This is a genomic window from Pseudomonas sp. zfem004, from assembly GCF_032621715.1.
Classification (GTDB): Bacteria; Pseudomonadota; Gammaproteobacteria; order Pseudomonadales; family Pseudomonadaceae; genus Aquipseudomonas; species Aquipseudomonas sichuanensis.
Window position 1 is genome coordinate 57,858 of record NZ_JAVYJF010000001.1, and the last position, 21,602, is coordinate 79,459.

The following is a 21,602-nucleotide window of genomic DNA, read 5'->3' on the forward strand; positions in this document are numbered from 1 at the left end:
GGTCATGTGTCGCTTGCCTTAAAGCACATACACAAAGATGAACAACCCCACCCACACCACATCGACGAAGTGCCAGTACCAGCTGGCCGCCTCGAAGCCAAAGTGTTTCTCCGGGTTGAAGTGCCCGCGCAGAATGCGCACGAACATCACGATCAGGATGATCGTGCCCAAGGTCACGTGCGCACCGTGGAAGCCGGTCAGCATGAAGAACGTCGCGCCATAGATCCCCGAGCCCAGCGTCAGCCCCAGCTTGGTATAGGCCTCGTGGTACTCGTAGGCCTGCAACGTGATAAAGCTGATGCCCAGGACAATGGTCAGCGCCATCCAGAATTTCAGCGGCCCACGGTGATCGCGGCGCAGGGCATGGTGGGCAATGGTCACGGTGATGCTGGAGCTCACCAGCAGGATGGTGTTGATCAGCGGCAGGTGCCACGGGTCGATGACTTCTTTAGGCGGCGGGAACAGCTTCGGGTCCGGCGTGTGCAGCAGCGGCCAGGCGAACTCGAAACTGGGCCAGAGCATATGCGCCACGCCCTTGGCCCCTTCACCCCCCAGCCACGGCCCGGCCAGCACGCGCACGTAGAACAGCGCACCGAAGAAGGCCAGGAAGAACATCACTTCAGAGAAGATGAACCAGCTCATGCCCCAGCGGAACGAGCGGTCCATCTGCGCGCTGTACAACCCGGCATGGCTCTCCTTGACCACCGCGCCGAACCAGCCGAACAGCATGTACGCCAAAAACAACGCACCGACGAAGAAGATCAGCGGCCCGTGGGATTCCGGGTGGCCGGCCTTCAGGTCGTTGAACCAGGTGCCCAGGCCGAACACCGTGATGAACATGCCGATCGTGGCGATGATCGGCCACTTGCTCTGCGCCGGTACGTAGTAATGCTCGTGGCTTGCCATGACGTATCTCCTTCCCTCAACGGGCGCCCTCGGTCGCGGCTTGGGCGACCGGGGGGTGGCGAGCGGTGATGTCGAACAAGGTGTAGGCCAGGGTCAGGTGTTTCACCGAATCCGGCAGGTCGCGGTCGACGATGAAACGCACCGGCATCTCGATGCGTTCACCCGGCTGCAGCACCTGCTGGGTAAAGCAGAAGCATTCGGTCTTGTGGAAGTACGCCGCCGCCTCGGCCGGGGTGATGCTGGGGATGGCCTGGGCGCTCATCGGGTGCTTGGTCGGGTTGCGGGCAATGAAGATCATCTGGTTCACCGCGCCCGGATTGACTTCGATCTGGTCGGCGCTGGAGTGGAACTCCCAGCTCATGTCGCCCGCGTTGGTCGACATGAACTGCACCCGCACCGAACGGGTCGGGTCGCTGACCTGGCTGCCCTCGTACTGCCCGCCGGTCTTGCCGTTGATGCCGAACGCCTTGCACATCACGTCGTAGATCGGCACCAGGGCAAAGCCGAAGGCGAACATCACCACGGTCAGCATGACCAGGCGGGTGACCAGGCGGCGCAGCGACAGGCCGTCCATGGGCGCGCTCCTACTTCACTTCCGGTGGGGTCTGGAAGGTGTGGTAGGGCGCCGGCGACGGTATCGACCACTCCAGCCCCTCGGCACCGTCCCACGGCTTGGCCGGTGCCGGTGCGCCGCCACGGATGCACTTGATGACGATGAACAGGAAGAAGATCTGCGTGGCGCCGAACATGAACGCACCGACCGACGAGACCATATTGAAGTCGGCGAACTGCAGGTTGTAGTCGGGGATCCGCCGGGGCATGCCGGCCAGGCCGACGAAGTGCATAGGGAAGAAGGCCATGTTCATGCCGATGAACGACAGCCAGAAGTGCAGCTTGCCCAAGGTCTCGTCGTACATGTGCCCGGTCCACTTCGGCAGCCAGTAGTAGGCCGAGGCAAAGATCCCGAAGATCGCCCCGGGCACCAGCACGTAGTGGAAGTGCGCCACCACGAAGTAGGTGTCGTGGTACTGGAAGTCCGCCGGTGCGATGGCCAGCATCAGCCCGGAGAACCCGCCGATGGTGAACAGGATGACGAAGGCGATGGCGAACAGCATCGGCGTCTCGAAGGTCAGCGAGCCTTCCCACATGGTGCTGACCCAGTTGAACACCTTTACCCCGGTGGGCACGGCGATCAGCATGGTCGCGTACATGAAGAACAGCTCGCCCACCACCGGGATGCCGACCACGAACATGTGGTGGGCCCAGACGATGAACGACAGGAAGGCGATCGCCCCGGTGGCGTAGACCATCGAGGTGTAGCCGAACAGCGGCTTGCGCGAGAACGCCGGGATGATCGAGCTGACCGCGCCGAACGCCGGCAGGATCATGATGTACACCTCGGGGTGGCCGAAGAACCAGAACACGTGCTGGAACAGCACCGGGTCGCCGCCACCGGCGGCGCTGAAGAAGCTGGTGCCGAAGTGGATGTCCATCAGCATCATGGTCACCACGCCGGCCAGCACCGGCATCACCGCGATCAGCAGGAACGCAGTGATCAGCCAGGTCCAGACGAACAGCGGCATCTTCATCAGGGTCATGCCTGGGGCACGCAGGTTGAGGATGGTGGCGATCACGTTGATCGCGCCCATGATCGAGCTGATGCCCATCAAGTGGATGGCGAAGATGAAGAAGGTCACGCTGGCCGGGGCGTAGGTGGTGGAAAGCGGGGCGTAGAAGGTCCAGCCGAAGTTCGGCCCGCCGCCGGGGCTGAACAGGGTCGAGACCAGCAGCAGGAAGGCCGCCGGCAGCAGCCAGAAGCTGAAGTTGTTCATCCGCGGCAGGGCCATGTCGGGCGCGCCGATCATCAGCGGGATCATCCAGTTGGCCAGGCCGACGAAGGCCGGCATCACCGCGCCGAACACCATGATCAGCCCGTGCATGGTGGTCATCTGGTTGAAGAAGGCCGGCTCGACGATCTGCAGGCCCGGCTGGAACAGCTCGGCGCGGATCACCATGGCGAACGAGCCGCCGAGCAGGAACATGGTGAAGGCGAACCACAGGTACATCGTGCCGATGTCCTTGTGGTTGGTGGTCAGCACCCAGCGCATCAGGCCCTTGGCCGGGCCGTGGGCGTGGTCATGGCCGTGGGCGTGGTCGTCGATCACTGCACTCATGTCCTGTCTCCTGCCATCTGGCACCGGTTCATTGCGCTTCGGCCTGCTTGAGCGCCAGCACGTCCTTCGGTGTGACCATGTCGCCCTTGTTGTTGCCCCAGGCGTTGCGCTCGTAGGTGACCACCGCGGCGATATCGACTTCCGAGAGTTGCTTGCCGAACGCCGCCATGGCGGTGCCGGGCTTGCCGTGGAAGACGATGCTCAGGTGGCCTTCCTTGGGCCCGGTGGCGATCTTCGAGCCTTTGAGCGCCGGGAACATCGGCGGCAGGCCCTGGCCCTCGGCCTGGTGACAGGCCACGCAGGTGGTGTGGTAGACCTTGTCGCCGCGCGCCACCAGCTCTTCGAGGGTCCATTCCTTGCTGGTCAGCTCCTTGAGCTTGGCCGCCTCGGCCTTGCGCTCAGCGAGCCAGGTGTCGTAGTCGGCCTTGGATTTCACCTCGACCACCACCGGCATGAAGCCGTGGTCCTTGCCGCACAGTTCGGTGCACTGGCCGCGGTAGATGCCGGGCTTCTCGATACGCGTCCAGGCCTCGTTGACGAACCCGGGGATGGCGTCGCGCTTGACCGCGAAGGCCGGCACCCACCAGGAGTGGATGACATCGGCGGCAGTCACCAGGAAACGCACCTTGGCCCCTACCGGCAGCACCAGCGGCTGGTCGACTTCGAGCAGGTAGTGCTCGTCCTTGGGCGCCTTGTTGTGGATCTGGTCGGCGGGGGTGGCCAGGTTGCTGAAGAACTCGACGTCCTGGCCCAGGTACTTGTAGTGCCACTTCCACTGGTAGCCGGTGACCTGGATATCGATGTCCGAGTCGGTGGCGTCGTAGATGTCGATCAAGGTCTTGGTGGCCGGGATGGCCATGGCCACCAGGATAAGGAAGGGAACGACCGTCCAGAGGATTTCCACCCAGGTGTGCTCGTGGAAATGCGCAGGCTGCTGGCCGGTGGAGCGGCGGTGGATGACCATCGACCAGAACATCGCGCCGAACACCACGATGCCGATGATCACGCAGATCCAGAAGATGGTCATGTGCAGGTCGAAGACGGCGTGGGAGACTTCCGTCGCCCCGGGCGCCATGTTCACGGTCCATGCAGCCTGTGCCTGACCAAACACCGACCACAGCAGGAGGCCCATCCAGACATGTGGATGTCGCATCATTGCGGGTTCCCCTTATCGTTCTTGTAGTCCCGGAGGCGTGGACGACCTGCTACGACAAAGAAGGGTACGGCGGTCAAGACTGCTGACTTCGACGACCGAGCCCCCTGCTAAAGGCAGTCGGGCCTCATCAACGAATCACGTTTCATCGGGAGTATAGACAGCGACCAATGGTGCGCAATGAACGCCATGAAATGACTTTCACCAAACCAAACGTTTGCGCTGAAAGCCGCATGAATGCTGGGCCGGGGCACAATGATGGCATATTGATATAGCCAATTTCCTACACGTGTCTCAGTGATATAACAAATGCGTCTTAGCCAATCTCGTAAGCGAGCTAACTTAGTGTCTTCCGTTTGTAACGCCTTGTCCCTGGAGTTGTCATGAACATCGCTGCTGTACGCGAGCAGATTGAAAATGCCCATCAACATGAGAGCCGCACAGGCCAGCTGAAAACCCGTCTCGAGCAGCAATTGCCGCACTTGCATCCTTCGATCCAACTACCCGAGCAGGATGCCCAGGGTACCCTGGCGCGCTTCGTCGGCGCCTATATCAACGAAGTGCCGGAGCTGCTCGAGGCCGCACACAGCGTGGCCCGCGAGGCCGGCATCGAGTCGCAGATCAAACCGGTGCTGAAAATCGCCGAAGCCTACTTCCTGCAGCCACCCAGCGTGATGGCCGGGCATGTCGGTCTCGACTGCCTGCTGGACGAGGCCTACCTGGCACACCGCCTGGTGGAGGAGGTCAACGACCTGTATATCCGCCATTTCCAGCAGCCGCTGATCCCGGTGGATACCACGGTGGCCAACCTGATCGCCCATCAACTGATTGGCGAGACCTTTGCCAACCAGCTGGATGAGGTGGTGCACCATTCGGTGGACGAAATGCTCGACGAAGAGAGCTTTGCCGTGGAATCGGTGGAGCGCTATCGCGACAAGCTGTCGAGCCCTGAGACCGGCGAGGCGTGGAAGCGCTGGCCGTGCCTGTCGCGCCAGCTGGGTGTGGAGCTGGGCCAGTCGGCTTGAGTTGAAGCCATCGCGGGGCAAGTCGCATCGGCGCACCGCCGCTCCCACGTGCTATTGCGTGGGAGCGGGCTTGCCCCGCGATGCTGTTAAGCCCCAACCCCTGCAGTGGTCCGCAACCTTCCCTCGACCCGTCGCTTCAACCGCCGCTGCTCCAGCACCAGCCGCGTGCCCTTGGCCGCACTGCTGCGCCCCCAATCCTCCAGCAGCTCCAGGCATGAATGGTCGATGTAGCTCAGGTTACCCAACGGCACATGCAGCGTGGTCCCTTCCGGCACCGTATCAAGCACCTGGGTCAACGCCGGCACCTTGAGAAAGGTCGCCGCCCCGCTCAGGCGCAGCTCCATATGCCCCGGTTTGGCCAGCGCCACCAGGTTGATCTTCAACCGCGCCGCCTTCAGCGCCAGCTTCAGCAGTGTGAGCGCAAAGCCCAGCAGCACACCAGTGAGCAGGTCGGTGAAAACGATCGCCAGTGCCGTCGCGGCATAGGTGAACATCGGCATCCGCCCATAACGGCTCAACCCGCGGAACGCCTTGAAATCCACCAGCTTCACGCCGGTGTACACCAGCACACCGGCCAGGCTGGCCACCGGGATCTGCTGCAGCACGCTGCTCAAGGCGACGACGAATGCCAGCAACCACAGCCCATGCAGGATCGCCGAAGCGCGGGTTTGCGCGCCGGCCTGCACGTTGGCCGAACTGCGCACGATCACCCCGGTCATCGGCAGCGCACCGAGCACACCGCAGAGCATGTTGCCGACCCCTTGCGCCGACAGTTCACGGTCGAAGTCCGAGCGCTGGCCACTGTGCATACGGTCCACCGCCGCAGCCGACAGCAGCGTTTCGGCACTTGCGATGAAGGCCAGGGCGAAGGCCGCCACCAGCAGGGTAGGGTCGGCCAACTTGAGCAGGTCGTCCGGGCGCAGCCAGTCGATGGCTTCGGACAAGTCCGCCGGCACCTGCACCCGGTTGACCGGCAGCGCCAGCCACAAGCTGATGGCGGTCATCGCCGCCACCCCGAGCAATGCGCCGGGAATGAAGCGCAGGCGTTGCGGGCGCATGCGTTCCCAGCCCCACATGATGGCGATGGTGCCCAGGCCCAGTGCGCCGGCCTGCCAGCCATTGCCCGCGCTTTCCAGTGGCAGCGCCGCAGCCAGCGTGGCCGGGAAGCCCAGCAGGTTATCCACACCCGACGGCTGGGGCGCCGCGTCGAACATCACATGCACCTGGGACAGCACAATCAGCACGCCGATACCGGCGAGCATGCCGTACACCACCGCCGGCGCCGTGACCCGGAACCAGCAGCCCAGGCGCAAACGCCCGGCCAGCAGCTGCAGCAGGCCGGCCAGCAGCAGGATCGGCCCAAGCATGGCCACGCCATGCTGGCGCACCAGCTCGAACACCAGCACCGCCAGGCCGGCGGCGGGCCCGCTGACCTGCAGCGGTGAGCCAGCGATAAAGCCAACCACGATGCCGCCGATGATCCCGGTGATCAGGCCCTTGGACGGCGGCAAGCCAGAGGCGATGGCAATGCCCATGCACAGCGGCAGGGCCACCAGGAACACCACCACCGAAGCCAGCAACTCACGCGGCAATGCCGCTTTGATCTGTGTCGTGTTCACCATGACGCTCCTTTATCGATTCACGGCCATTCCTCTGGCCGCGAGCACTGGGAACCCCGAATCGCGCGCAGGCGCGGGCCGCCAGCGGGTTTGCCGGCAAGACGTTCGGGGGAATTCAAGGCAGGCGAAGGCCGCGCCGCACCCGTGGGGTGCAGCCGGCTATCAAGGTTCGTTCAGCGTGGTCGGGTCGCTTAGTAGCGGCCTCTCGGAGTAGCGGAAGGAATCGGCTCGCCTGCGGTCAGCGGCAGGAAACGGTCGCTGGCGGCATCGTAGGCTTCGATCTGGCTGGTCTCGATGTCGTACAGCCAGCCATGGATGTGCAGCTGGCCCGCAGCCAGGCGCGAGGCCACCGATGGGTGGGTGCGCAGGTGGTGCAGCTGGGCGATGACGTTTTCCTTGGTCACCAGTTGCATGCTTTCGTGCGGGGTGCCGCAGGAGCAGTTGTCTTCGACCACGGTACGCGCCACCTCGGCGTGGCGCAGCCAGGCCGCGACCGTCGGCATCTTGTCCAGCGAGTGCGGGTTGAGCACCGCGCGCATGGCGCCGCAGTCGGAGTGGCCGCAGACGATGATGTGGTGCACGCCCAGCGCCAGCACCGCGTATTCGATGGCGCTGGAAACGCCACCGTTCATCTGGCCGTACGGCGGCACCACGTTGCCGACGTTACGGGTGACGAACAGGTCGCCCGGCGAGCTCTGGGTGATCAGCTCGGGGACGATGCGCGAGTCGGCACAGGTGATGAACATGGCGCGGGGCTTTTGCGCGGTGGCCAGCTTCTTGAACAGCTCTTGCTGCTCGGGGAAGACCTCGGTGTGGAACCGCAGGAAGCCGTCGACGATATGCTTCAGGGCGGCATCGGCGCTTTCAGCGGGTGCGGCCGGGACAACCTTGGATGGGTCCTTGACGGGCATGATTCATCCTCTTGACGGTTTGAAGGTAAGTTCCATGTTACCGGGGAAAGATTATGGCTATGCGGGGATTTAGATGACACGCACAGGCAAATGATCACAGTCGCTGTGGACTGGATTCCTACGCTAGCGGGGAAAACTTAACTGAAACTTAATTTGGGCGGCTCTAGAACGGGCGTTCCAGAGGTTTTCGGCGGGATCTGGATAATAGCAAAAAAGCATCAGTTGCCAATACCCACGAATGATTTTGATGCCTGGCATTAGCGACGCTGGGGGTAGCGTTGCAGGGGATGACGCAGACCTTGTGGGAGCGGCTTCAGCCGCGAAGCAGGCGACGCGATGGCTGGCACCGGCTTTGCCGGTGTTCGCGGCTGAAGCCGCTCCTACAGACGCATTCAGAACAACGCCATCTGCCCGCCCGGCGGGCAGAATGCCGTGCAATCCAACGCAAGCTCCTCCCGCCCCTCGAACCCCAGACGCCTGGCCGCCTTGCGAAACCGTTGCGCCAGCAGTTCGGCGAACACACCTTCACCACGCATCCGCGCGCCAAACCGGCTGTCGTACAGCTCGCCACCCCGGCTCTGGCGGATCAGACTCAGCACATGCTCGGAGCGTTGCGGGTAGTGATCTCGCAGCCACTGCTCGAACAGCGGCGCCACCTCCAGCGGCAGGCGCAGCATCATGTACGCCGCGCTCTGGGCACCGGCTTCCTTCGCCGCTTCCAGCAGGCGCTCCAGCTCACTGTCGTTGATCATCGGGATCATCGGCGAACACAGCACACCCACCGGCACCCCAGCCTCGCGCAAGACCCGAATCGCGCGCAAACGCGCTTTCGGCGCGGCGGCACGGGGCTCCAGCGTGCGCTTGAGCTCATCGTCGAGGGTGGTGAGGCTGATCATCACCCGCGCCAGGCGCTGGCTGGCCAGTTCGCTGATCAGGTCGAGATCGCGCAGGATCAGCGAGCCCTTGGTGACGATGGTCACCGGATGGCGGTAGCGCAGCAGCACCTCCAGCAGCCGCCGGGTGAGTTGCTGCTCACGTTCGATGGGCTGGTAGGGGTCGGTGTTGGAGCCCAGGTTGATCGGCGCGCAGACGTAGCCCGGTTTGCTCAGTTGCTGTTCGAGCACCTCGGCGGCGTTGGTCTTGGCGATCAGCTTGGTTTCGAAGTCCAGGCCGGGGGAGAGGTCCCAGTAGGCGTGGCTGGGGCGGGCGTAGCAGTAGATGCAGCCGTGCTCGCAGCCACGGTAGGGGTTGATGGAGCGGTCGAAGGGCAGGTCGGGGGAGGTGTTGCGGGCAATGATGGTCTTGGCCAGCTCGATCCGCACCTCGGTGCCCTGGGTGAGCGGGACTTCCTGGTACCAACCGTCGTCCTCGGCCACCGAGTGGTTGGGGGCGAAGCGGTTGTGGGGATTGGCGGTGGTGCCGCGGCCACGGAGGGGGGTTGGCTTCATGATGAAAAACCCGAATTACTGTATGCGCATACAGTAATCCGAGCTCGGCAGGATAGCTACAACCGATCATCGCGGGGCAAGCCCGCTCCCACGCTGTGGTCTACCCCAAAGATTTGGCTTGGTGTCCAACTGCTTTGGGGGCAGCCCAGGGATCAGATCGTGGGAGCGGGCTTGCCCCGCGATTAGACTTCAGTCCTGCGGCTTCTTCAGCTTCGGGTTGGGGAAGAACTGCACCGTCTGCACCTGCACTTTCACCGGCGCCGCCTTCGGCGCCAGCTGGTTGACCCGCGTACCGAGCTCCTTGGGCACCGACAGCCCTTGCTCATTCAACGTATCGGTGAACCCGCAGGCCATGCACTCGCGGTGCGGCACATCGTCTTCGCTCCACATCATCAGCTTGTCCATCTCGCTGCACGCCGGGCACACGGCCCCGGCGATAAAGCGTCGCTTGGTCTTGCTCACGGCTACCTCACTCATGCCGCTGCGTCCTCGCTCAGGCCGCAGTGGCGCAGCAATGCATCGATGGAAGGCTCACGGCCACGGAAGTCGACGAACAGCACCATCGGCTCGCGGGAACCGCCCCGGGCCAGGATCGCCTCGCGGAACGCGCGGCCGGTCTCGGCATTGAGCACGCCTTCCTCTTCAAAGCGCGAGAAGGCGTCGGCCGACAGCACTTCGGCCCATTTGTAGCTGTAGTAGCCCGCCGCGTAACCGCCGGCGAAGATGTGCGCGAAGCCGTTGGGGAAGCGGTTGTACGCCGGTGGGCGCATCACCGTGACTTCGTCGCGCACGCCCTCGAGCACCTGCAGCACGCTGCGGCCGTCACCGTGGGTGGCGTGCAGTTCGAAGTCGAACAGCGAGAACTCCAGCTGGCGCACCATCATCATGCCGGACTGGAAGTTCTTCGCCGCCAGCATCTTGTCCAGCAGGTCCTGGGGCAGTGGCTCGCCGGACTCATAGTGACCAGAGATCAGCGCCAGACCTTCCGGCTCCCAGCACCAGTTCTCCATGAACTGGCTCGGCAGCTCCACCGCGTCCCAGGCCACACCGTTGATGCCGGACACACCGGCATGCTCGATGCGGGTCAGCAGGTGGTGCAGGCCGTGGCCGAACTCGTGGAACAGCGTGGTGACTTCATCGTGGGTCAGCAGCGCAGGCTTGCCGGGCGCGGCCGGGGTGAAGTTGCACACCAGGTTGGCCACCGGGCTCTGCAGGCTGCCGGCCGCGGTACGGCGACGGTCGCGGGCGCCGTCCATCCAGGCACCGCCGCGCTTGTTGGCACGGGCGTAGAGGTCGAAGAAGAAGCGGCCGACGTGCTGGCCGTTTTCCTTGATCTCGAACAGGCGCACATCCGGGTGCCAGGCGTCGAAGCCCTTGAGCTCGGCGATTTCGATGCCGTACAGGCGCTGGACGATGGCGAAAAGGCCGGTCAGCACCTTGTCGATCGGGAAGTAGGCGCGCAGGGCTTCCTGGGACACGCTGTAGCGCTGCTCGCGCAGCTTCTCGCCGAAGTAGCCAGCGTCCCAGCTGGCCAGTTCCGGGGTGCCCTGCTCGGCGGCGTAGGCCTTGAGCTGGGCAAGGTCCTGCTCGGCGAACGGCTTGGAACGCTTGGCCAGGTCACGCAGGAAGCTCAGCACCTGGTCGCTGGACTCGGCCATCTTGGTGGCCAGGCTCAGCTCGGCGAAATTCGGGTAGCCCAGCAGCTTGGCCAGTTCCTGGCGCAGGTCGAGGATCTGCGCCATCACCGGGCCGTTGTCGAACTGGCCGGCATTCGGGCCCTGGTCGGAGGCGCGGGTGCAGTAGGCGGCGTACAGCTCTTCGCGCAGGGCGCGGTCGCTGGCGTAGGTCATCACCGCGTAGTAGCTGGGGAATTCGAGGGTGATCAGCCAGCCATCGAGGCCTTTGGCCTGGGCGGCGGCAGCCATCTGCGCCTTGGCCGAGTCGGTCAGGCCGGCCAGCGCGGCTTCGTCGGTGACGTGCTTGGTCCAGGCCTGGGTGGCGTCGAGCAGCTGGTTGGAGAAGCGGCTGCCCAGCTCGCTGAGCGTGCTCTGCACTTCGGCGTAGCGCTGCTGCTGGTCGGCCGGCAGGTCGATGCCCGACAGGCGGAAATCGCGCAGGGCGTGCTCGATGATGGTCTTCTGCGCCACATCGAAGCTCGCAGCCTCAGGGCTGTTGGCCAGGGCCTGATAGGCGTCGAACAGGGCGCGGTTCTGGCCCAGTTCGGTGGAATAGGCGCTCAGGGCCGGCAGGCAGGACTCGTAGGCCTCGCGCAGTTCCTGGCTGTTGCACACCGCGTTGAGGTGGCTGACCGGGCTCCAGGCGGCGCTCAGGCGGTCGTTCAGTTCGTCCATGGCCAGCACCAGGCCGGCCCAGCTCGGGTTGTTGCCCTGCGTCTCGAGGATGTCGGCGATGGCCTTGCGATTGTCGGCAAGGATCTGCTCGATCGCCGGCAGCACATGCTCGGCGCGGATGGCCGAGAAGGGCGGCAGATCGTGGGACTGCAGCAGCGGGTTGTTCGCACTCACGGTTCGGGTACCTTGGCAGGAGAAACACGGGACCATCTTAATTACAATCGACGCCGACCGCAGCAGGCAGCCTGCCTATCGGCATTGCAGAGGAACACTATCATGGCCCTCCGGACCTTCCAGGAACACACGCCGAAAGTGGGAGCACGGGCCTTCGTCGACCGTTCGGCGGTGGTCATCGGCGACGTCGAGATCGGTGACGACAGCTCGATCTGGCCACTGACGGTGGTACGCGGCGACATGCACCGCATCCGCATCGGCGCGCGCACCAGCGTGCAGGATGGCAGCGTGTTGCACATCACCCACGCCGGGCCCTTCAACCCTGATGGTTTCCCGTTGATCATCGGCGACGAGGTGACCATCGGTCACAAAGTCATGCTGCATGGCTGTACCCTGGGCAACCGCATCCTGGTGGGCATGGGCAGCACCATCATGGATGGCGCCATCGTCGAGGACGAGGTGATCATCGGTGCCGGCAGCCTGGTGCCGCCGGGCAAGCGCCTGGCCAGCGGCTACCTGTACATGGGCAGCCCGGTGAAACAGGTGCGGCTGCTGAGCGAACAGGAACACGCGTTCTTCGCCTACAGCGCCGGCAACTACGTCAAGCTCAAGGACCAGCACCTGGCCGAAGGCTTCGACCAATAATTCGGTTTTTGCCCGCTCCCACGAGCACAATTTTTCAGGCACCCATAAAACCATGCACCAGCAGAACATCCTCTTCGACCTAGACGGCACCCTGACCGACCCGCGCCTGGGCATCACCCGCTCGATCCAGTACGCCCTGGCCAAACTGGGCATCGACGAGCCGGACCTTGCCCGCCTCGAACACTTCATCGGCCCACCCCTGCTGCAGGCGTTCATGCAGTTCTACCACTTCGACGAAGCCAAGGCCTGGGACGCGGTGAACTTCTATCGCGAGCGTTTCAAGGTAACCGGGCTGTACGAAAATCGGGTGTTCGACGGCGTGCCCCAGCTGCTGCAGGCGCTCAACGGCCAAGGCCGAACGCTGTACATCGCCACCTCCAAGCCGTGGGAGTTTGCCCGCGAGATCGCCCGCCACTTCGCCTTCGACCAACACTTCAAGGTGATCTACGGCAGCGAACTGGATGGCACCCGGACCAACAAGGTCGAGCTGATCCGCCACCTGCTGGACGAGGAAGGGCTGGACCCGGCGCAGACCTTGATGATCGGTGACCGCAAGCATGACCTGATCGGCGCGCGCAGCAATGGCTTGCAGGCGGTGGCGGTGGGGTATGGGTTTGGTAGCCGCGAGGAACTGGAAGCCGAAGCGCCGGCGTTCCATTTCGAGACCCTGGCCGAGATGCACCAGGCGTTCGTTCGCTGATTCAAACCTCATCGCGGGGCAAGTCGCATCGGCGCACCGCCGCTCCCACGATCTAGTCCGTGGGAGCGGGCTTGCCCCGCGATGAGGCCAGCTCTGCCAACGCCAATTTGCGCTGCTCGATCGGCAATCGCCCCAGCGCCTCAACGCGCTGATAGAAAACCAGCCAATCCCCACCAACCTCCTTGAACAACTGCGAAAACGCCGGTACCCACTGGTCATACAGCCCAAACGGCAACAACTTCGCATTGTTCATCGGCGCAAAGATCCAGGCATCGAAACGCCGATCCCCCGCCCAGTCCCGATCCCGCACCTCGCGGTATTCGCGCCGCAACCGTTCGAACTCCGCCTGCTTGGCCACTCGCTTGCCCGCTTCATCCAGCGGCCCGGCATAGATCGCCTGCAAGCGCTCGCGGCTGGCCAACACCAGGCGAATAAAGGCATCGCGTTGCCCGGCCCCACGCTCCTCGACCGCTGCCAGCCCACGCGCCGCGCGCCATTGCCGGGTGCCTTCCTGCTCGACGAAGGAGGCGAACGACTCGTTGAACTCGGTATCGTCCTGCACATAGAAGCGCTGGTGCGCCAGCTCATGGAAGATCACCGTGGCCAGGCGCTCGTCGCCCCAAGCGGCCATGCTGGACAGGATCGGATCGTCGAACCAGCCCAGCGTCGAATACGCCTCCACACCCCCGACATAGACATCCAGCCCTTGCTCGCGCATCAACGCCGCCGCACCGCGGGCCGCACCCTGCTGGTAATAGCCGCGATAAGCCACACAGCCAGCGATTGGGAAGCAATGGGTGACCGGCTGCAGCGACAGCTCGGGGGTGGCGAAGACATTCCACACCACGTAGGGCCGGCCCAGCTCGGCATACACCCGGTAACTGCCGTTGTCCGGCAGTTTCAGCTGCTCACTGGCAAACACCCGGGCCTGCTGGGCGAACTGCAGGCGCTGGCGCAGCTCCGGGCGCGTGGCCGGGTCGTCGATCACCTGCGCCACGGGCTGGCGCGCGCGCAACAGCTGCCATTGCCCCTCGGCCAACTGGCCGTAGTAACCCAGGCTGGAACAACCGCTCAGCAGGACGCCGAGCACGACGGGAACCAAGCGGGTGAAAACGCGGTCCAGACCCCGACGGCTGCAGCGCGTGAAAAGAAAAAGTCCAAACATCGAGGCTGTCTATCTCGCTCGTCGGCCGAATGCGACCAAGACTATCTTGCCAAGGGGGAGCTTCGCCATGCGTACTCGGTTTGCCGTGGGCACACTCATGCTGCTGTCCGGCTGTGCCACCTTGCCCGACCCGGACCCGAACCAGGCCTGGATCGACCTGGCCCCGCACGACAACGCCTCGCTGCATGCCGTGCAGGTGGATGAACGGGCCTGGGCCGACAACCGCTATTTCGAAGTGCAGCCCGGCAATCATGAGCTGACCGTGCGCTACCAGTTCGCCGTGACACCCAGCAACATCGGCCCGGTGGACGAGCCGCTGTGGCGCGACTGCCAGCTGAATCTCACCTACAAGGGCTTCACCGCCGGCCAGCGCTACCAGATGCAGGCCGGCAGCATTGGTTTTCGCCCCTGGATCAAGCTGTATGACCAGCAGCAGAAATTGATCGGCCAGGGCGAACCGGCAGGCTGCCAACGCACCTGAAGGCCGCGAACGGCGCTATGCTTATGGCCTGTGAATCGCGAGCGGGAGTTTCGCCATGCGCCAGCCCATGATGCTGTTCGCCATCAGCGCACTGGGGGCTTGCGCCAGCCCCTTGCCGCCAGTCGACCCAGGCAAGGCCTGGATCGACATGTACACCGTCACCCCCGGCCGTACCCTCATGGCCGACCGCCTGGACGGCAAGCGGCTCGAGGATGGCCGCTACTTCCAGGTGACGCCGGGCAAGCATGAGCTGGTGGTGCGCTTCGACTTCGAGGTGTATTCCGGCGGTTTCAGTACCGACCCGACCGAGCGGACCTGCTACCTCACCGTACGCTACGACGACTTCAAGGCCGGCGAGCGTTATCGCCTGGAGGCGCGGGCGCCGGTGATGCAGCCGCAGGTGCTGCTGTACGACGCCAATCGCAAGGTGGTGGTGAATGAACCGAGCAATGTGTTCTGCATTCCCTAGGAATCTGTAGGAGCGGCCTCGTGCCGCGATGGGCCGCGCAGCGGCCCCGACGATTTCTGTTTGATGCTGAAATCCTGGGGCCGCTACGCGCCCCATCGCGTCACAAGGCCGCTCCTACAGAGGTCGAGGCCGACCCTAGCGATCATTCTTCTGGTAGATGATCTTCTTGGTGCCACCCTCGCAACTTCCCACGACCATGCTCTGATCATGGACTTCACTGTTGGGCACGATCTCCAGCGTGTAGGAGGTTACCCCGCGCGCCTGGATCTTTGCCTCGATCTCGGCCTTGAGTTCCTCGCACGGCTTGACTGCGGCCAGTGCACCCGTGGCCATCAGCGAGGCCAGCACGGCAATTGCTACGCGGATCATGGAACCACTCCTGAAAGGGCAGGCGGGCTGCCGATGCTGCTTAGACTACCGCAAACCGCCGCCGTTGCGCCGGCCTAGGTCAGCAAGGTGGCATCCAGGCTGATCGTCGCATTCAGCACCTTGGACACCGGGCAACCGGCCTTGGCCTTGTTGGCGATCTCCTGGAACTGCGCCTCGCTGGCGCCCGGCACTTTCGCCTTGAGCGTCAGGTGCACCGCCGTGATGGCGAAGCCGTCGGCCTGCTTGTCCAGGCTCACTTCGGCAAAGGTGTCGATGCGCTCCGGGGTCAGGCCAGCCTCGCCCAGCATCATCGACAGGGCCATGGAGAAACACCCGGCATGGGCCGCGCCGATCAGTTCTTCGGGGTTGGTCCCCGGGATGCCCTCGAAGCGGGTGTTGAAGCCGTAGGGGTTCTGCTTGAGCGCGCCGCTTTCGGTGGACAACAAACCGTGGCCATCCTTCAGGCCGCCTTGCCAGATCGCCGATGCTGTCTTCTTCATGTTGCCTCCTGGTCACAGGGTGGGGTGCTTATGGTTCTGAGGACCCTGCCCACGCCAAGTTCAGATCAATCCACTGGCAGGCATTGAATCCTTCGAATCTGCCCATACAGAGTCTGCAAGGCCCTTGGCCAACCACTTGCTGCGGAGGCTTTCGATGACGCACCTGCGAGACCTGAAATTTTCCACCCTCGACCTGGTGCCCGTGCGCGCCGACGGCGGCCCGGCGCAAGCGCTGCGCAACTCGCTGGACCTGGCGCAACACGCCGAACGCTTTGGTTATCACCGTTTCTGGGTGGCCGAGCACCACAACATGGATGGCATCGCCAGCTCGGCCACCGCCGTGCTGATCGGCTACCTGGCCGGTGGCACCTCGACCATCCGCGTCGGCTCTGGCGGGGTGATGCTGCCCAACCACGCACCGCTGGTAGTCGCCGAACAGTTCGGCACCCTCGCCAGCCTGTACCCGGGCCGCATCGACCTGGGCCTGGGCCGCGCCCCCGGCTCCGACCAGATGACCGCCCGCGCCTTGCGCCGTGAGCGCTCCGGCAGCGCCGACGATTTCCCGGATGACGTCGAGGAGCTGTCGCGCTACCTCGGCCCGCGCACCGACGACCAGAAGGTCATCGCCGTGCCCGGCCACGACACCGAGGTGCCAATGTGGCTGTTGGGTTCGAGCCTGTTCAGCGCCCAGCTGGCCGGCATGCGCGGCATGCCGTACGCCTTTGCCTCGCACTTCGCGCCGCGCTACATGCACGAGGCAATTCGCATCTACCGCGACCACTTCAAGCCTTCCACCACACTGGACAAGCCCTACGTGATGCTCGGGGTACCGATGGTGGTGGCCGAAACCGACGAGAAGGCCGAATACCTGGCCACCTCGGTGTACCAGCGCATCCTGGCGTTGATCCGCGGCCAGAGCCTGATGCAGCGCCCGCCTGTCGAGAGCATGAACGGGCTGTGGCTGCCTCATGAGCGAGACGCGGTGAGCAGTTTCCTGGGCCTGGCGATGATCGGCAGCCCGCAGAAGGTGCGGGCCAAGGTGGAGGTGCTGCTGGAACAGACCGGGGCGGATGAGCTGATCTTTACCAGTGACCTGTATGAACATGCAGACCGGATCCGGTCTTATGAATTGATGGCGCAGGCCCTCAAGACCGAATGATCTTCATCGCGGGTAAACCCGCTCCCACAGGTATTCCACTGTTACCAAAGTCAGTGGAATACCTGTGGGAGCGGGTTTACCCGCGAAAAACGCACGGCATCAGCCGCGACGGTAGACAATCTCTTTGGCGCCACCCTCACAGGTACCCACCACCTTGCCCGCCGGGTCGCCTTTGTTGACGATCTCCAGCGAATAACCCTTCACGCCCTTGGCATCCAGCTTGGCGGCAATCTCTGCCTTAAGCTCTTCGCACGGCTTGCCTGCCGCCATCGCACCGCCGGCCAGCACCATCAGGCCTACTGCCACAATCAACTTCTTCATCTATCGCGTTCCTTGTACAGATCAAAGTCGAAAAGGGCGCAGCCTGTGCGCCCTGCAAACCTGCTACCGCATCAGCCGGGCGAGGCCAGCCCGGCTGCCTGTCAGCTGTTGGCGATGCGGAAGCCCACCTTCAACGTCACCTGGAAGTGCGCGGCCTTGTTGTCGCGGATATGCCCGCGGGTATCGATCACCTCGAACCATTCCAGGTGCTTGATGCTCTTGCCGGCCTCGGCCAGGGCATTGTTGATCGCCTCTTCGATGCTGGTGGGCGAGGACCCGACCAGCTCGATCTTCTTGTAAGTGTGATGATCGCTCATGAGTGCGCTCCGTGGGTGAAGTGTCAGTTCAGCCTAGCAGTGCCGGCCTGGTTTACCTGCGAGCCAATGACGCAGGTGAAAGTTCGATCGCACTTTCAGCCCGCCGCGCAGTCGCACCCTGTACACCTCATCCACCGCGAAGGAGAGTCACCATGGCCCACAACTCGCTGCGCAAAGCGTCGCTGGAAAGCATGGAAGCCGAGATCGAGAGCCTGCTCAAGACCTTGGAACACCTCAAGCACGACGCCTCGGAAGAATCGCAGAAAACCATGAAGGCGCTGCGCGGTAGTGCCGAAAGCGCCCTCAAGCACTCGCGCAGCCTGCTCAGCGATGCCTATGCGGATGTCAAAACCCGCACCCGCGAAACCGGTATCGCCACCCGCGACTACGCCCAGGAGCACCCCTGGACCACCGCCGGTGTGGCCGTTGGCGCCCTTGGCCTGCTGGCCGCCTACCTGCTGTGCCGCCGCAACTAACCCGCCTGCCGTTGCAGCTCCTGGCGCAGCCATTGCGCCAGTTGCTCGGCGCGACCATCATCGGCGCGCCGAGGCACCCACAGGGCCAAGGCCGCACGGGTGGGTGAAAAGCCCCAAGGTGCTGCCAACCGCCCGGCTTTGAGGTCATCCGCCACCAGTGGCTGCGGCGCGATGGCCACGCCCAGCCCAGCCACCGCCGCTTCCAGCAAGTAGTACAGATGCTCGAAAGCCTGGCCGTAGTTCAATGCTTCAGGCGCCAGGCCCTGCTGCGCTGCCCAGGTCGGCCAGGCCTGCGGTCGCGAGGTGGTGTGCAGCACTGCTTCTCGTTGCAAAGCCACGGCTGGCGCGGCTTTCAAACGATCGAAGCCTTCGAAGTGCGGGCTCAGCACCGGGCCGATTCGCTCCTCGGCAAGCACATGCACCTGCATGTCCGCCGGCCACGGCGGCTCGGCGTACACCAGCAGCGCGTCCAACCCTGGGCGCCGCGGATCGAGGTCGCCTTCGCCCGCTGACAAGTGCAGGCGCAACTCCGGCAGGTCCGCTTTCAAACGCCCAAGACGCGGGATGAACCAGCGCGCCAGCAGGCTGCCGGAACAGCCGAGCACGAACGGCGCTTCGTCCGCCGTGCGCGAAAGCTCGGCACACACGCCGCGCAGACGGTCGAACGCCTCGAAGCTGGCATCGCGCAGGCGCACGCCGGCATCTGTGAGTTTGACGCCGCGCCCGTCCTTGACGAACAGCGCCACCCCAAGGTGCTCTTCAAGCACCTTGATCTGCCGGCTGACCGCGCCGTGAGTCACATGCAGCGCTTCGGCGGCCTGGCTGACACTGTTGAGCCGGGCGGTGGCCTCGAAGGCGCGCAGGGCGTTGAGCGGGGGAAGATCCTGGGCCATATGACTTGTGAGTTTTTCTGACGGGTTTGCGCAATCTTATCGGTTTTCAGCAGCGCATGTCGTGGGTAGAGTAAAGCCCATCGACCAGTGCCGGCCCCTTCGCGGGTAAACCCGCTCCCACAGGATGGATGTGATTCCGAGGGCAACACTGAACCTGTGGGAGCGGGTTTACCCGCGAAGAGGCCAACACGGTACCAACCCCTTACACCGCCTATGGAGCGCCCCATGTCCCAGTCCCAATACCGCCCCGGCCCCGACGCCAACGGCCTGTTCGGCTCGTTCGGCGGCCGCTACGTGGCCGAAACCCTGATGCCGCTGGTGCTCGACCTTGCCCGCGAATACGAAGCCGCCAAGGCCGACCCCAAGTTCCTCGAAGACCTGGCCTACTTCCAGCGCGACTACATCGGCCGCCCCAACCCGCTGTACTTCGCCGAACGCCTGACCGAACACTGCGGCGGCGCGAAGATCTTCTTCAAGCGTGAAGAGCTCAACCACACCGGTGCGCACAAGGTGAACAACTGCATCGGCCAAGTGCTGCTGGCCAAGCGGATGGGCAAGAAGCGCCTGATCGCCGAGACCGGCGCCGGCATGCACGGCGTGGCCACCGCCACCGTCGCCGCGCGCTTCGGCCTGCCCTGCGTGATCTACATGGGCGCCACCGACATCGAGCGCCAGCAGGCCAACGTATTCCGCATGAAGCTGCTGGGCGCCGAGATCGTCCCGGTCACCGCAGGCACCGGCACCCTGAAGGACGCCATGAACGAGGCCCTGCGCGACTGGGTCACCAACGTCGACGACACCTTCTACCTGATCGGCACCGTGGCCGGCCCGCACCCGTACCCGGCGATGGTCCGCGACTTCCAGTCGATCATCGGCAAAGAAACCCGCGCCCAGCTGCACGAGAAGGAAGGGCGCCTGCCCGACAGCCTGATCGCCTGCGTCGGCGGCGGCTCCAACGCCATGGGCCTGTTCCACGACTTCCTCGAAGATGAAAGCGTCAAGATCATCGGCGTCGAAGCCGGCGGCCACGGCGTGCACACCGACAAGCACGCGGCCAGCCTCAACGGCGGCGTACCGGGCGTGCTGCACGGCAACCGCACCTACCTGCTGCAGGACGACGACGGCCAGATCACCGACGCCCACTCGATTTCCGCAGGCCTGGACTACCCCGGCATCGGCCCGGAGCACGCCTATCTGCACGAAGTGAAGCGCGTGGAATACGTCAGCATCACCGACGACGAAGCCCTGGCTGCCTTCCACACCACCTGCCGCCTCGAAGGCATCATCCCGGCGCTGGAAAGCTCCCACGCCCTGGCCGAGGCGATCAAGCGCGCGCCGACCCTGCCCAAGGACCACCTGATGGTGATCTGCCTGTCCGGTCGCGGCGACAAAGACATGCAAACCGTGATGAACCACATGGCCGCCCAGGAGAAACAGGCATGAGCCGTCTCGAACAACGCTTCGCCGAACTCAAGGCCGAAGGCCGCGCGGCCCTGGTCACCTTCGTCACCGCAGGCGACCCTGGCTACGACGCCTCGCTGAAGATCCTCAAAGGCCTGCCGGCCGCCGGCGCCGACGTGATCGAGCTGGGCATGCCATTCACCGACCCGATGGCCGACGGCGTGGCCATCCAGCTGGCCACCCTGCGCGCACTGGAAGCCGGCCAGACCCTGGCCAAGACCCTGCAGATGGTGCGTGAATTCCGGGTGGACAACCAGGCCACGCCGATCGTGCTGATGGGTTACTACAACCCGATCCACCGCTTCGGTGTGGACAAGTTCGTCGCCGAAGCCAAAGAGGCGGGTGTCGATGGCCTGATCATCGTCGACCTGCCGCCGGAGCACGATGCCGAGCTGGCCACCCCGGCCCAGGCCGCAGGTATCGACTTCATCCGCCTGACTACCCCGACCACCGACGACGTGCGCCTGCCGCGCGTGCTGGAGCGCAGTTCCGGGTTCGTCTACTACGTGTCGGTGGCCGGTGTGACCGGTGCGGGCTCGGCGACCACCGAGCATGTGACCGAGGCCGTGGCCCGCCTGCGCCGGCATACCGACCTGCCGATCAGCGTTGGCTTCGGCATTCGCACGCCGGAGCAGGCAGCGGCCATCGCCCGCCTGGCCGACGGTGTGGTGGTGGGGTCGGCGCTGGTCGACAAGATCGCCCAGGCCAAGAATGCCGACCAGGCGGTGAATGACGTGCTGAGCCTGTGCTCGGCGCTGGCTGAAGGGGTGCGCGCGGCACGCGCCTGATTCGCGGTGTAGATGCATTTGTGGGAGCGGGCTTGCCCCGCGATGACGATGGTGGACTCACCGCCGCAATCGCGGGGCAAGCCCGCTCCCACCCAAT

At 64.4% G+C, this 21,602-nt stretch carries 24 protein-coding genes; 9 read left to right on the forward strand and 15 right to left on the reverse strand.

Annotated features, from left to right (window positions below):
- Positions 1-18 precede the first annotated feature (18 nt).
- From RTH46_RS00280 to coxB, 4 genes are read right to left on the reverse strand one after another with little or no spacing between them, the layout of a single operon-like run.
- Entirely contained in the window at positions 19-906 is an 888-nt protein-coding gene (locus RTH46_RS00280; protein ID WP_279848924.1) for a cytochrome c oxidase subunit 3, read from the reverse strand.
- Positions 907-922: 16 nt separating this feature from the next.
- Positions 923-1,480: a cytochrome c oxidase assembly protein gene (locus tag RTH46_RS00285; RefSeq protein ID WP_110995002.1), complete on the reverse strand. Its 558-nt coding sequence runs from the start codon at positions 1,478-1,480 to the stop codon at positions 923-925.
- Between the two features lie 10 nt (positions 1,481-1,490).
- Positions 1,491-3,080, reverse strand: a complete 1,590-nt coding sequence (gene ctaD, locus RTH46_RS00290) for a cytochrome c oxidase subunit I (protein ID WP_153789020.1) — start codon at positions 3,078-3,080, stop codon at positions 1,491-1,493.
- Between the two features lie 28 nt (positions 3,081-3,108).
- Positions 3,109-4,236 carry a cytochrome c oxidase subunit II gene (gene coxB / locus RTH46_RS00295; RefSeq protein ID WP_153789021.1) on the reverse strand — a complete coding sequence of 376 codons (1,128 nt, stop codon included), beginning with the start codon at positions 4,234-4,236 and terminating at the stop codon, positions 3,109-3,111.
- Between the two features lie 380 nt (positions 4,237-4,616).
- On the opposite strand from coxB, the gene RTH46_RS00300 reads away from it, so the two are divergent.
- Entirely contained in the window at positions 4,617-5,258 is a 642-nt protein-coding gene (locus RTH46_RS00300; protein ID WP_316904815.1) for a hypothetical protein, read from the forward strand.
- Between the two features lie 86 nt (positions 5,259-5,344).
- On the opposite strand, the gene RTH46_RS00305 is transcribed toward RTH46_RS00300, so the two are convergent.
- The 5 genes from RTH46_RS00305 to prlC form a co-directional block, all read right to left on the reverse strand.
- A complete protein-coding gene (locus RTH46_RS00305) occupies positions 5,345-6,880 on the reverse strand; it encodes a SulP family inorganic anion transporter (RefSeq protein WP_316904816.1) in 1,536 nt (511 codons plus the stop codon).
- 188 nt (positions 6,881-7,068) lie between these two features.
- Positions 7,069-7,788, reverse strand: coding sequence for a carbonic anhydrase (locus tag RTH46_RS00310; RefSeq protein WP_153789023.1), 720 nt, complete (start codon positions 7,786-7,788; stop codon positions 7,069-7,071).
- A 392-nt stretch (positions 7,789-8,180) separates the two neighbouring features.
- Positions 8,181-9,236: a PA0069 family radical SAM protein gene (locus RTH46_RS00315; RefSeq protein WP_371923759.1), complete on the reverse strand. Its 1,056-nt coding sequence runs from the start codon at positions 9,234-9,236 to the stop codon at positions 8,181-8,183.
- Between the two features lie 189 nt (positions 9,237-9,425).
- The gene (locus tag RTH46_RS00320; RefSeq protein ID WP_153789025.1) at positions 9,426-9,713 is read right to left on the reverse strand and encodes a YheV family putative zinc ribbon protein; all 288 of its coding nucleotides are present in this window, start codon (positions 9,711-9,713) and stop codon (positions 9,426-9,428) included.
- Positions 9,710-11,761, reverse strand: coding sequence for an oligopeptidase A (prlC, locus tag RTH46_RS00325; RefSeq protein WP_316904817.1), 2,052 nt, complete (start codon positions 11,759-11,761; stop codon positions 9,710-9,712). The genes RTH46_RS00320 and prlC overlap by 4 nt, the downstream gene beginning before the upstream one ends.
- Before the next feature lie 102 nt (positions 11,762-11,863).
- On the opposite strand from prlC, the gene RTH46_RS00330 reads away from it, so the two are divergent.
- Positions 11,864-12,406 carry a gamma carbonic anhydrase family protein gene (locus RTH46_RS00330; protein WP_153789027.1) on the forward strand — a complete coding sequence of 181 codons (543 nt, stop codon included), beginning with the start codon at positions 11,864-11,866 and terminating at the stop codon, positions 12,404-12,406.
- A 52-nt stretch (positions 12,407-12,458) separates the two neighbouring features.
- The gene (locus tag RTH46_RS00335) at positions 12,459-13,106 is read left to right on the forward strand and encodes an HAD family hydrolase (RefSeq protein ID WP_316904818.1); all 648 of its coding nucleotides are present in this window, start codon (positions 12,459-12,461) and stop codon (positions 13,104-13,106) included.
- A gap of 52 nt (positions 13,107-13,158) precedes the next feature.
- On the opposite strand, the gene RTH46_RS00340 is transcribed toward RTH46_RS00335, so the two are convergent.
- Positions 13,159-14,271, reverse strand: a complete 1,113-nt coding sequence (locus RTH46_RS00340) for an aminopeptidase (protein ID WP_316904819.1) — start codon at positions 14,269-14,271, stop codon at positions 13,159-13,161.
- Positions 14,272-14,338: 67 nt separating this feature from the next.
- Between RTH46_RS00340 and RTH46_RS00345 the strand changes: the two genes are divergently transcribed.
- Both RTH46_RS00345 and RTH46_RS00350 read left to right on the forward strand, forming a co-directional pair.
- Complete coding sequence (locus RTH46_RS00345) at positions 14,339-14,752, forward strand: hypothetical protein (RefSeq protein ID WP_110994102.1); 414 nt, start codon at positions 14,339-14,341, stop codon at positions 14,750-14,752.
- 55 nt (positions 14,753-14,807) lie between these two features.
- On the forward strand, positions 14,808-15,221 hold the full coding sequence (locus tag RTH46_RS00350) for a hypothetical protein (RefSeq protein WP_125462054.1): 414 nt from the start codon (positions 14,808-14,810) through the stop codon (positions 15,219-15,221).
- A gap of 135 nt (positions 15,222-15,356) precedes the next feature.
- Here RTH46_RS00350 and RTH46_RS00355 read toward each other — a convergent pair whose 3' ends face one another.
- A complete protein-coding gene (locus tag RTH46_RS00355) occupies positions 15,357-15,590 on the reverse strand; it encodes a DUF1161 domain-containing protein (RefSeq protein ID WP_153789030.1) in 234 nt (77 codons plus the stop codon).
- Positions 15,591-15,664: 74 nt separating this feature from the next.
- A complete protein-coding gene (locus tag RTH46_RS00360) occupies positions 15,665-16,090 on the reverse strand; it encodes an OsmC family protein (protein WP_125462052.1) in 426 nt (141 codons plus the stop codon).
- Positions 16,091-16,244: 154 nt separating this feature from the next.
- Here RTH46_RS00360 and RTH46_RS00365 point away from each other — a divergent pair, with 154 nt between their 5' ends.
- Positions 16,245-17,249 (forward strand): LLM class flavin-dependent oxidoreductase, encoded by a 1,005-nt coding sequence (locus RTH46_RS00365; protein ID WP_153789032.1) that lies wholly within the window; start codon positions 16,245-16,247, stop codon positions 17,247-17,249.
- Between the two features lie 99 nt (positions 17,250-17,348).
- Here the strand turns inward: RTH46_RS00365 and RTH46_RS00370 are convergent, their stop codons facing one another.
- Positions 17,349-17,570 (reverse strand): DUF1161 domain-containing protein, encoded by a 222-nt coding sequence (locus RTH46_RS00370; protein ID WP_153789033.1) that lies wholly within the window; start codon positions 17,568-17,570, stop codon positions 17,349-17,351.
- A gap of 101 nt (positions 17,571-17,671) precedes the next feature.
- Positions 17,672-17,887, reverse strand: coding sequence for a dodecin (locus RTH46_RS00375; RefSeq protein ID WP_023632599.1), 216 nt, complete (start codon positions 17,885-17,887; stop codon positions 17,672-17,674).
- 152 nt (positions 17,888-18,039) lie between these two features.
- On the opposite strand from RTH46_RS00375, the gene RTH46_RS00380 reads away from it, so the two are divergent.
- Positions 18,040-18,363, forward strand: coding sequence for a YqjD family protein (locus RTH46_RS00380; RefSeq protein ID WP_110994096.1), 324 nt, complete (start codon positions 18,040-18,042; stop codon positions 18,361-18,363).
- On the opposite strand, the gene RTH46_RS00385 is transcribed toward RTH46_RS00380, so the two are convergent.
- Complete coding sequence (locus RTH46_RS00385; protein ID WP_316904820.1) at positions 18,360-19,256, reverse strand: LysR family transcriptional regulator; 897 nt, start codon at positions 19,254-19,256, stop codon at positions 18,360-18,362. The two genes, RTH46_RS00380 and RTH46_RS00385, sit on opposite strands and share 4 nt — an antisense overlap.
- Positions 19,257-19,481: 225 nt before the next feature.
- On the opposite strand from RTH46_RS00385, the gene trpB reads away from it, so the two are divergent.
- On the forward strand, positions 19,482-20,699 hold the full coding sequence (gene trpB / locus RTH46_RS00390) for a tryptophan synthase subunit beta (protein WP_153789035.1): 1,218 nt from the start codon (positions 19,482-19,484) through the stop codon (positions 20,697-20,699).
- A complete protein-coding gene (trpA, locus tag RTH46_RS00395) occupies positions 20,696-21,505 on the forward strand; it encodes a tryptophan synthase subunit alpha (protein WP_316904821.1) in 810 nt (269 codons plus the stop codon). Before trpB ends, trpA begins: the two co-directional genes overlap by 4 nt.
- The last annotated feature ends 97 nt before the right edge of the window (positions 21,506-21,602 follow it).

Bases quoted from the DNA above. Each gene is read 5' to 3' on its own strand.
- RTH46_RS00375 (WP_023632599.1), bottom strand. From the start codon at position 17,887: ATGAGCGATCATCACACTTACAAGAAGATCGAGCTGGTCGGGTCCTCG.
- RTH46_RS00330 (WP_153789027.1), top strand. From the start codon at position 11,864: ATGGCCCTCCGGACCTTCCAGGAACACACGCCGAAAGTGGGAGCACGG.
- RTH46_RS00385 (WP_316904820.1), bottom strand. From the start codon at position 19,256: ATGGCCCAGGATCTTCCCCCGCTCAACGCCCTGCGCGCCTTCGAGGCC.
- RTH46_RS00320 (WP_153789025.1), bottom strand. From the start codon at position 9,713: ATGAGTGAGGTAGCCGTGAGCAAGACCAAGCGACGCTTTATCGCCGGG.
- RTH46_RS00370 (WP_153789033.1), bottom strand. From the start codon at position 17,570: ATGAAGAAGTTGATTGTGGCAGTAGGCCTGATGGTGCTGGCCGGCGGT.
- RTH46_RS00305 (WP_316904816.1), bottom strand. From the start codon at position 6,880: ATGGTGAACACGACACAGATCAAAGCGGCATTGCCGCGTGAGTTGCTG.
- RTH46_RS00355 (WP_153789030.1), bottom strand. From the start codon at position 15,590: ATGATCCGCGTAGCAATTGCCGTGCTGGCCTCGCTGATGGCCACGGGT.
- RTH46_RS00360 (WP_125462052.1), bottom strand. From the start codon at position 16,090: ATGAAGAAGACAGCATCGGCGATCTGGCAAGGCGGCCTGAAGGATGGC.
- RTH46_RS00310 (WP_153789023.1), bottom strand. From the start codon at position 7,788: ATGCCCGTCAAGGACCCATCCAAGGTTGTCCCGGCCGCACCCGCTGAA.
- trpB (WP_153789035.1), top strand. From the start codon at position 19,482: ATGTCCCAGTCCCAATACCGCCCCGGCCCCGACGCCAACGGCCTGTTC.
- RTH46_RS00365 (WP_153789032.1), top strand. From the start codon at position 16,245: ATGACGCACCTGCGAGACCTGAAATTTTCCACCCTCGACCTGGTGCCC.
- RTH46_RS00315 (WP_371923759.1), bottom strand. From the start codon at position 9,236: ATGAAGCCAACCCCCCTCCGTGGCCGCGGCACCACCGCCAATCCCCAC.
- RTH46_RS00345 (WP_110994102.1), top strand. From the start codon at position 14,339: ATGCGTACTCGGTTTGCCGTGGGCACACTCATGCTGCTGTCCGGCTGT.
- RTH46_RS00340 (WP_316904819.1), bottom strand. From the start codon at position 14,271: ATGTTTGGACTTTTTCTTTTCACGCGCTGCAGCCGTCGGGGTCTGGAC.
- RTH46_RS00350 (WP_125462054.1), top strand. From the start codon at position 14,808: ATGCGCCAGCCCATGATGCTGTTCGCCATCAGCGCACTGGGGGCTTGC.
- RTH46_RS00300 (WP_316904815.1), top strand. From the start codon at position 4,617: ATGAACATCGCTGCTGTACGCGAGCAGATTGAAAATGCCCATCAACAT.
- RTH46_RS00335 (WP_316904818.1), top strand. From the start codon at position 12,459: ATGCACCAGCAGAACATCCTCTTCGACCTAGACGGCACCCTGACCGAC.
- RTH46_RS00280 (WP_279848924.1), bottom strand. From the start codon at position 906: ATGGCAAGCCACGAGCATTACTACGTACCGGCGCAGAGCAAGTGGCCG.
- coxB (WP_153789021.1), bottom strand. From the start codon at position 4,236: ATGATGCGACATCCACATGTCTGGATGGGCCTCCTGCTGTGGTCGGTG.
- RTH46_RS00285 (WP_110995002.1), bottom strand. From the start codon at position 1,480: ATGGACGGCCTGTCGCTGCGCCGCCTGGTCACCCGCCTGGTCATGCTG.
- ctaD (WP_153789020.1), bottom strand. From the start codon at position 3,080: ATGAGTGCAGTGATCGACGACCACGCCCACGGCCATGACCACGCCCAC.
- RTH46_RS00380 (WP_110994096.1), top strand. From the start codon at position 18,040: ATGGCCCACAACTCGCTGCGCAAAGCGTCGCTGGAAAGCATGGAAGCC.
- trpA (WP_316904821.1), top strand. From the start codon at position 20,696: ATGAGCCGTCTCGAACAACGCTTCGCCGAACTCAAGGCCGAAGGCCGC.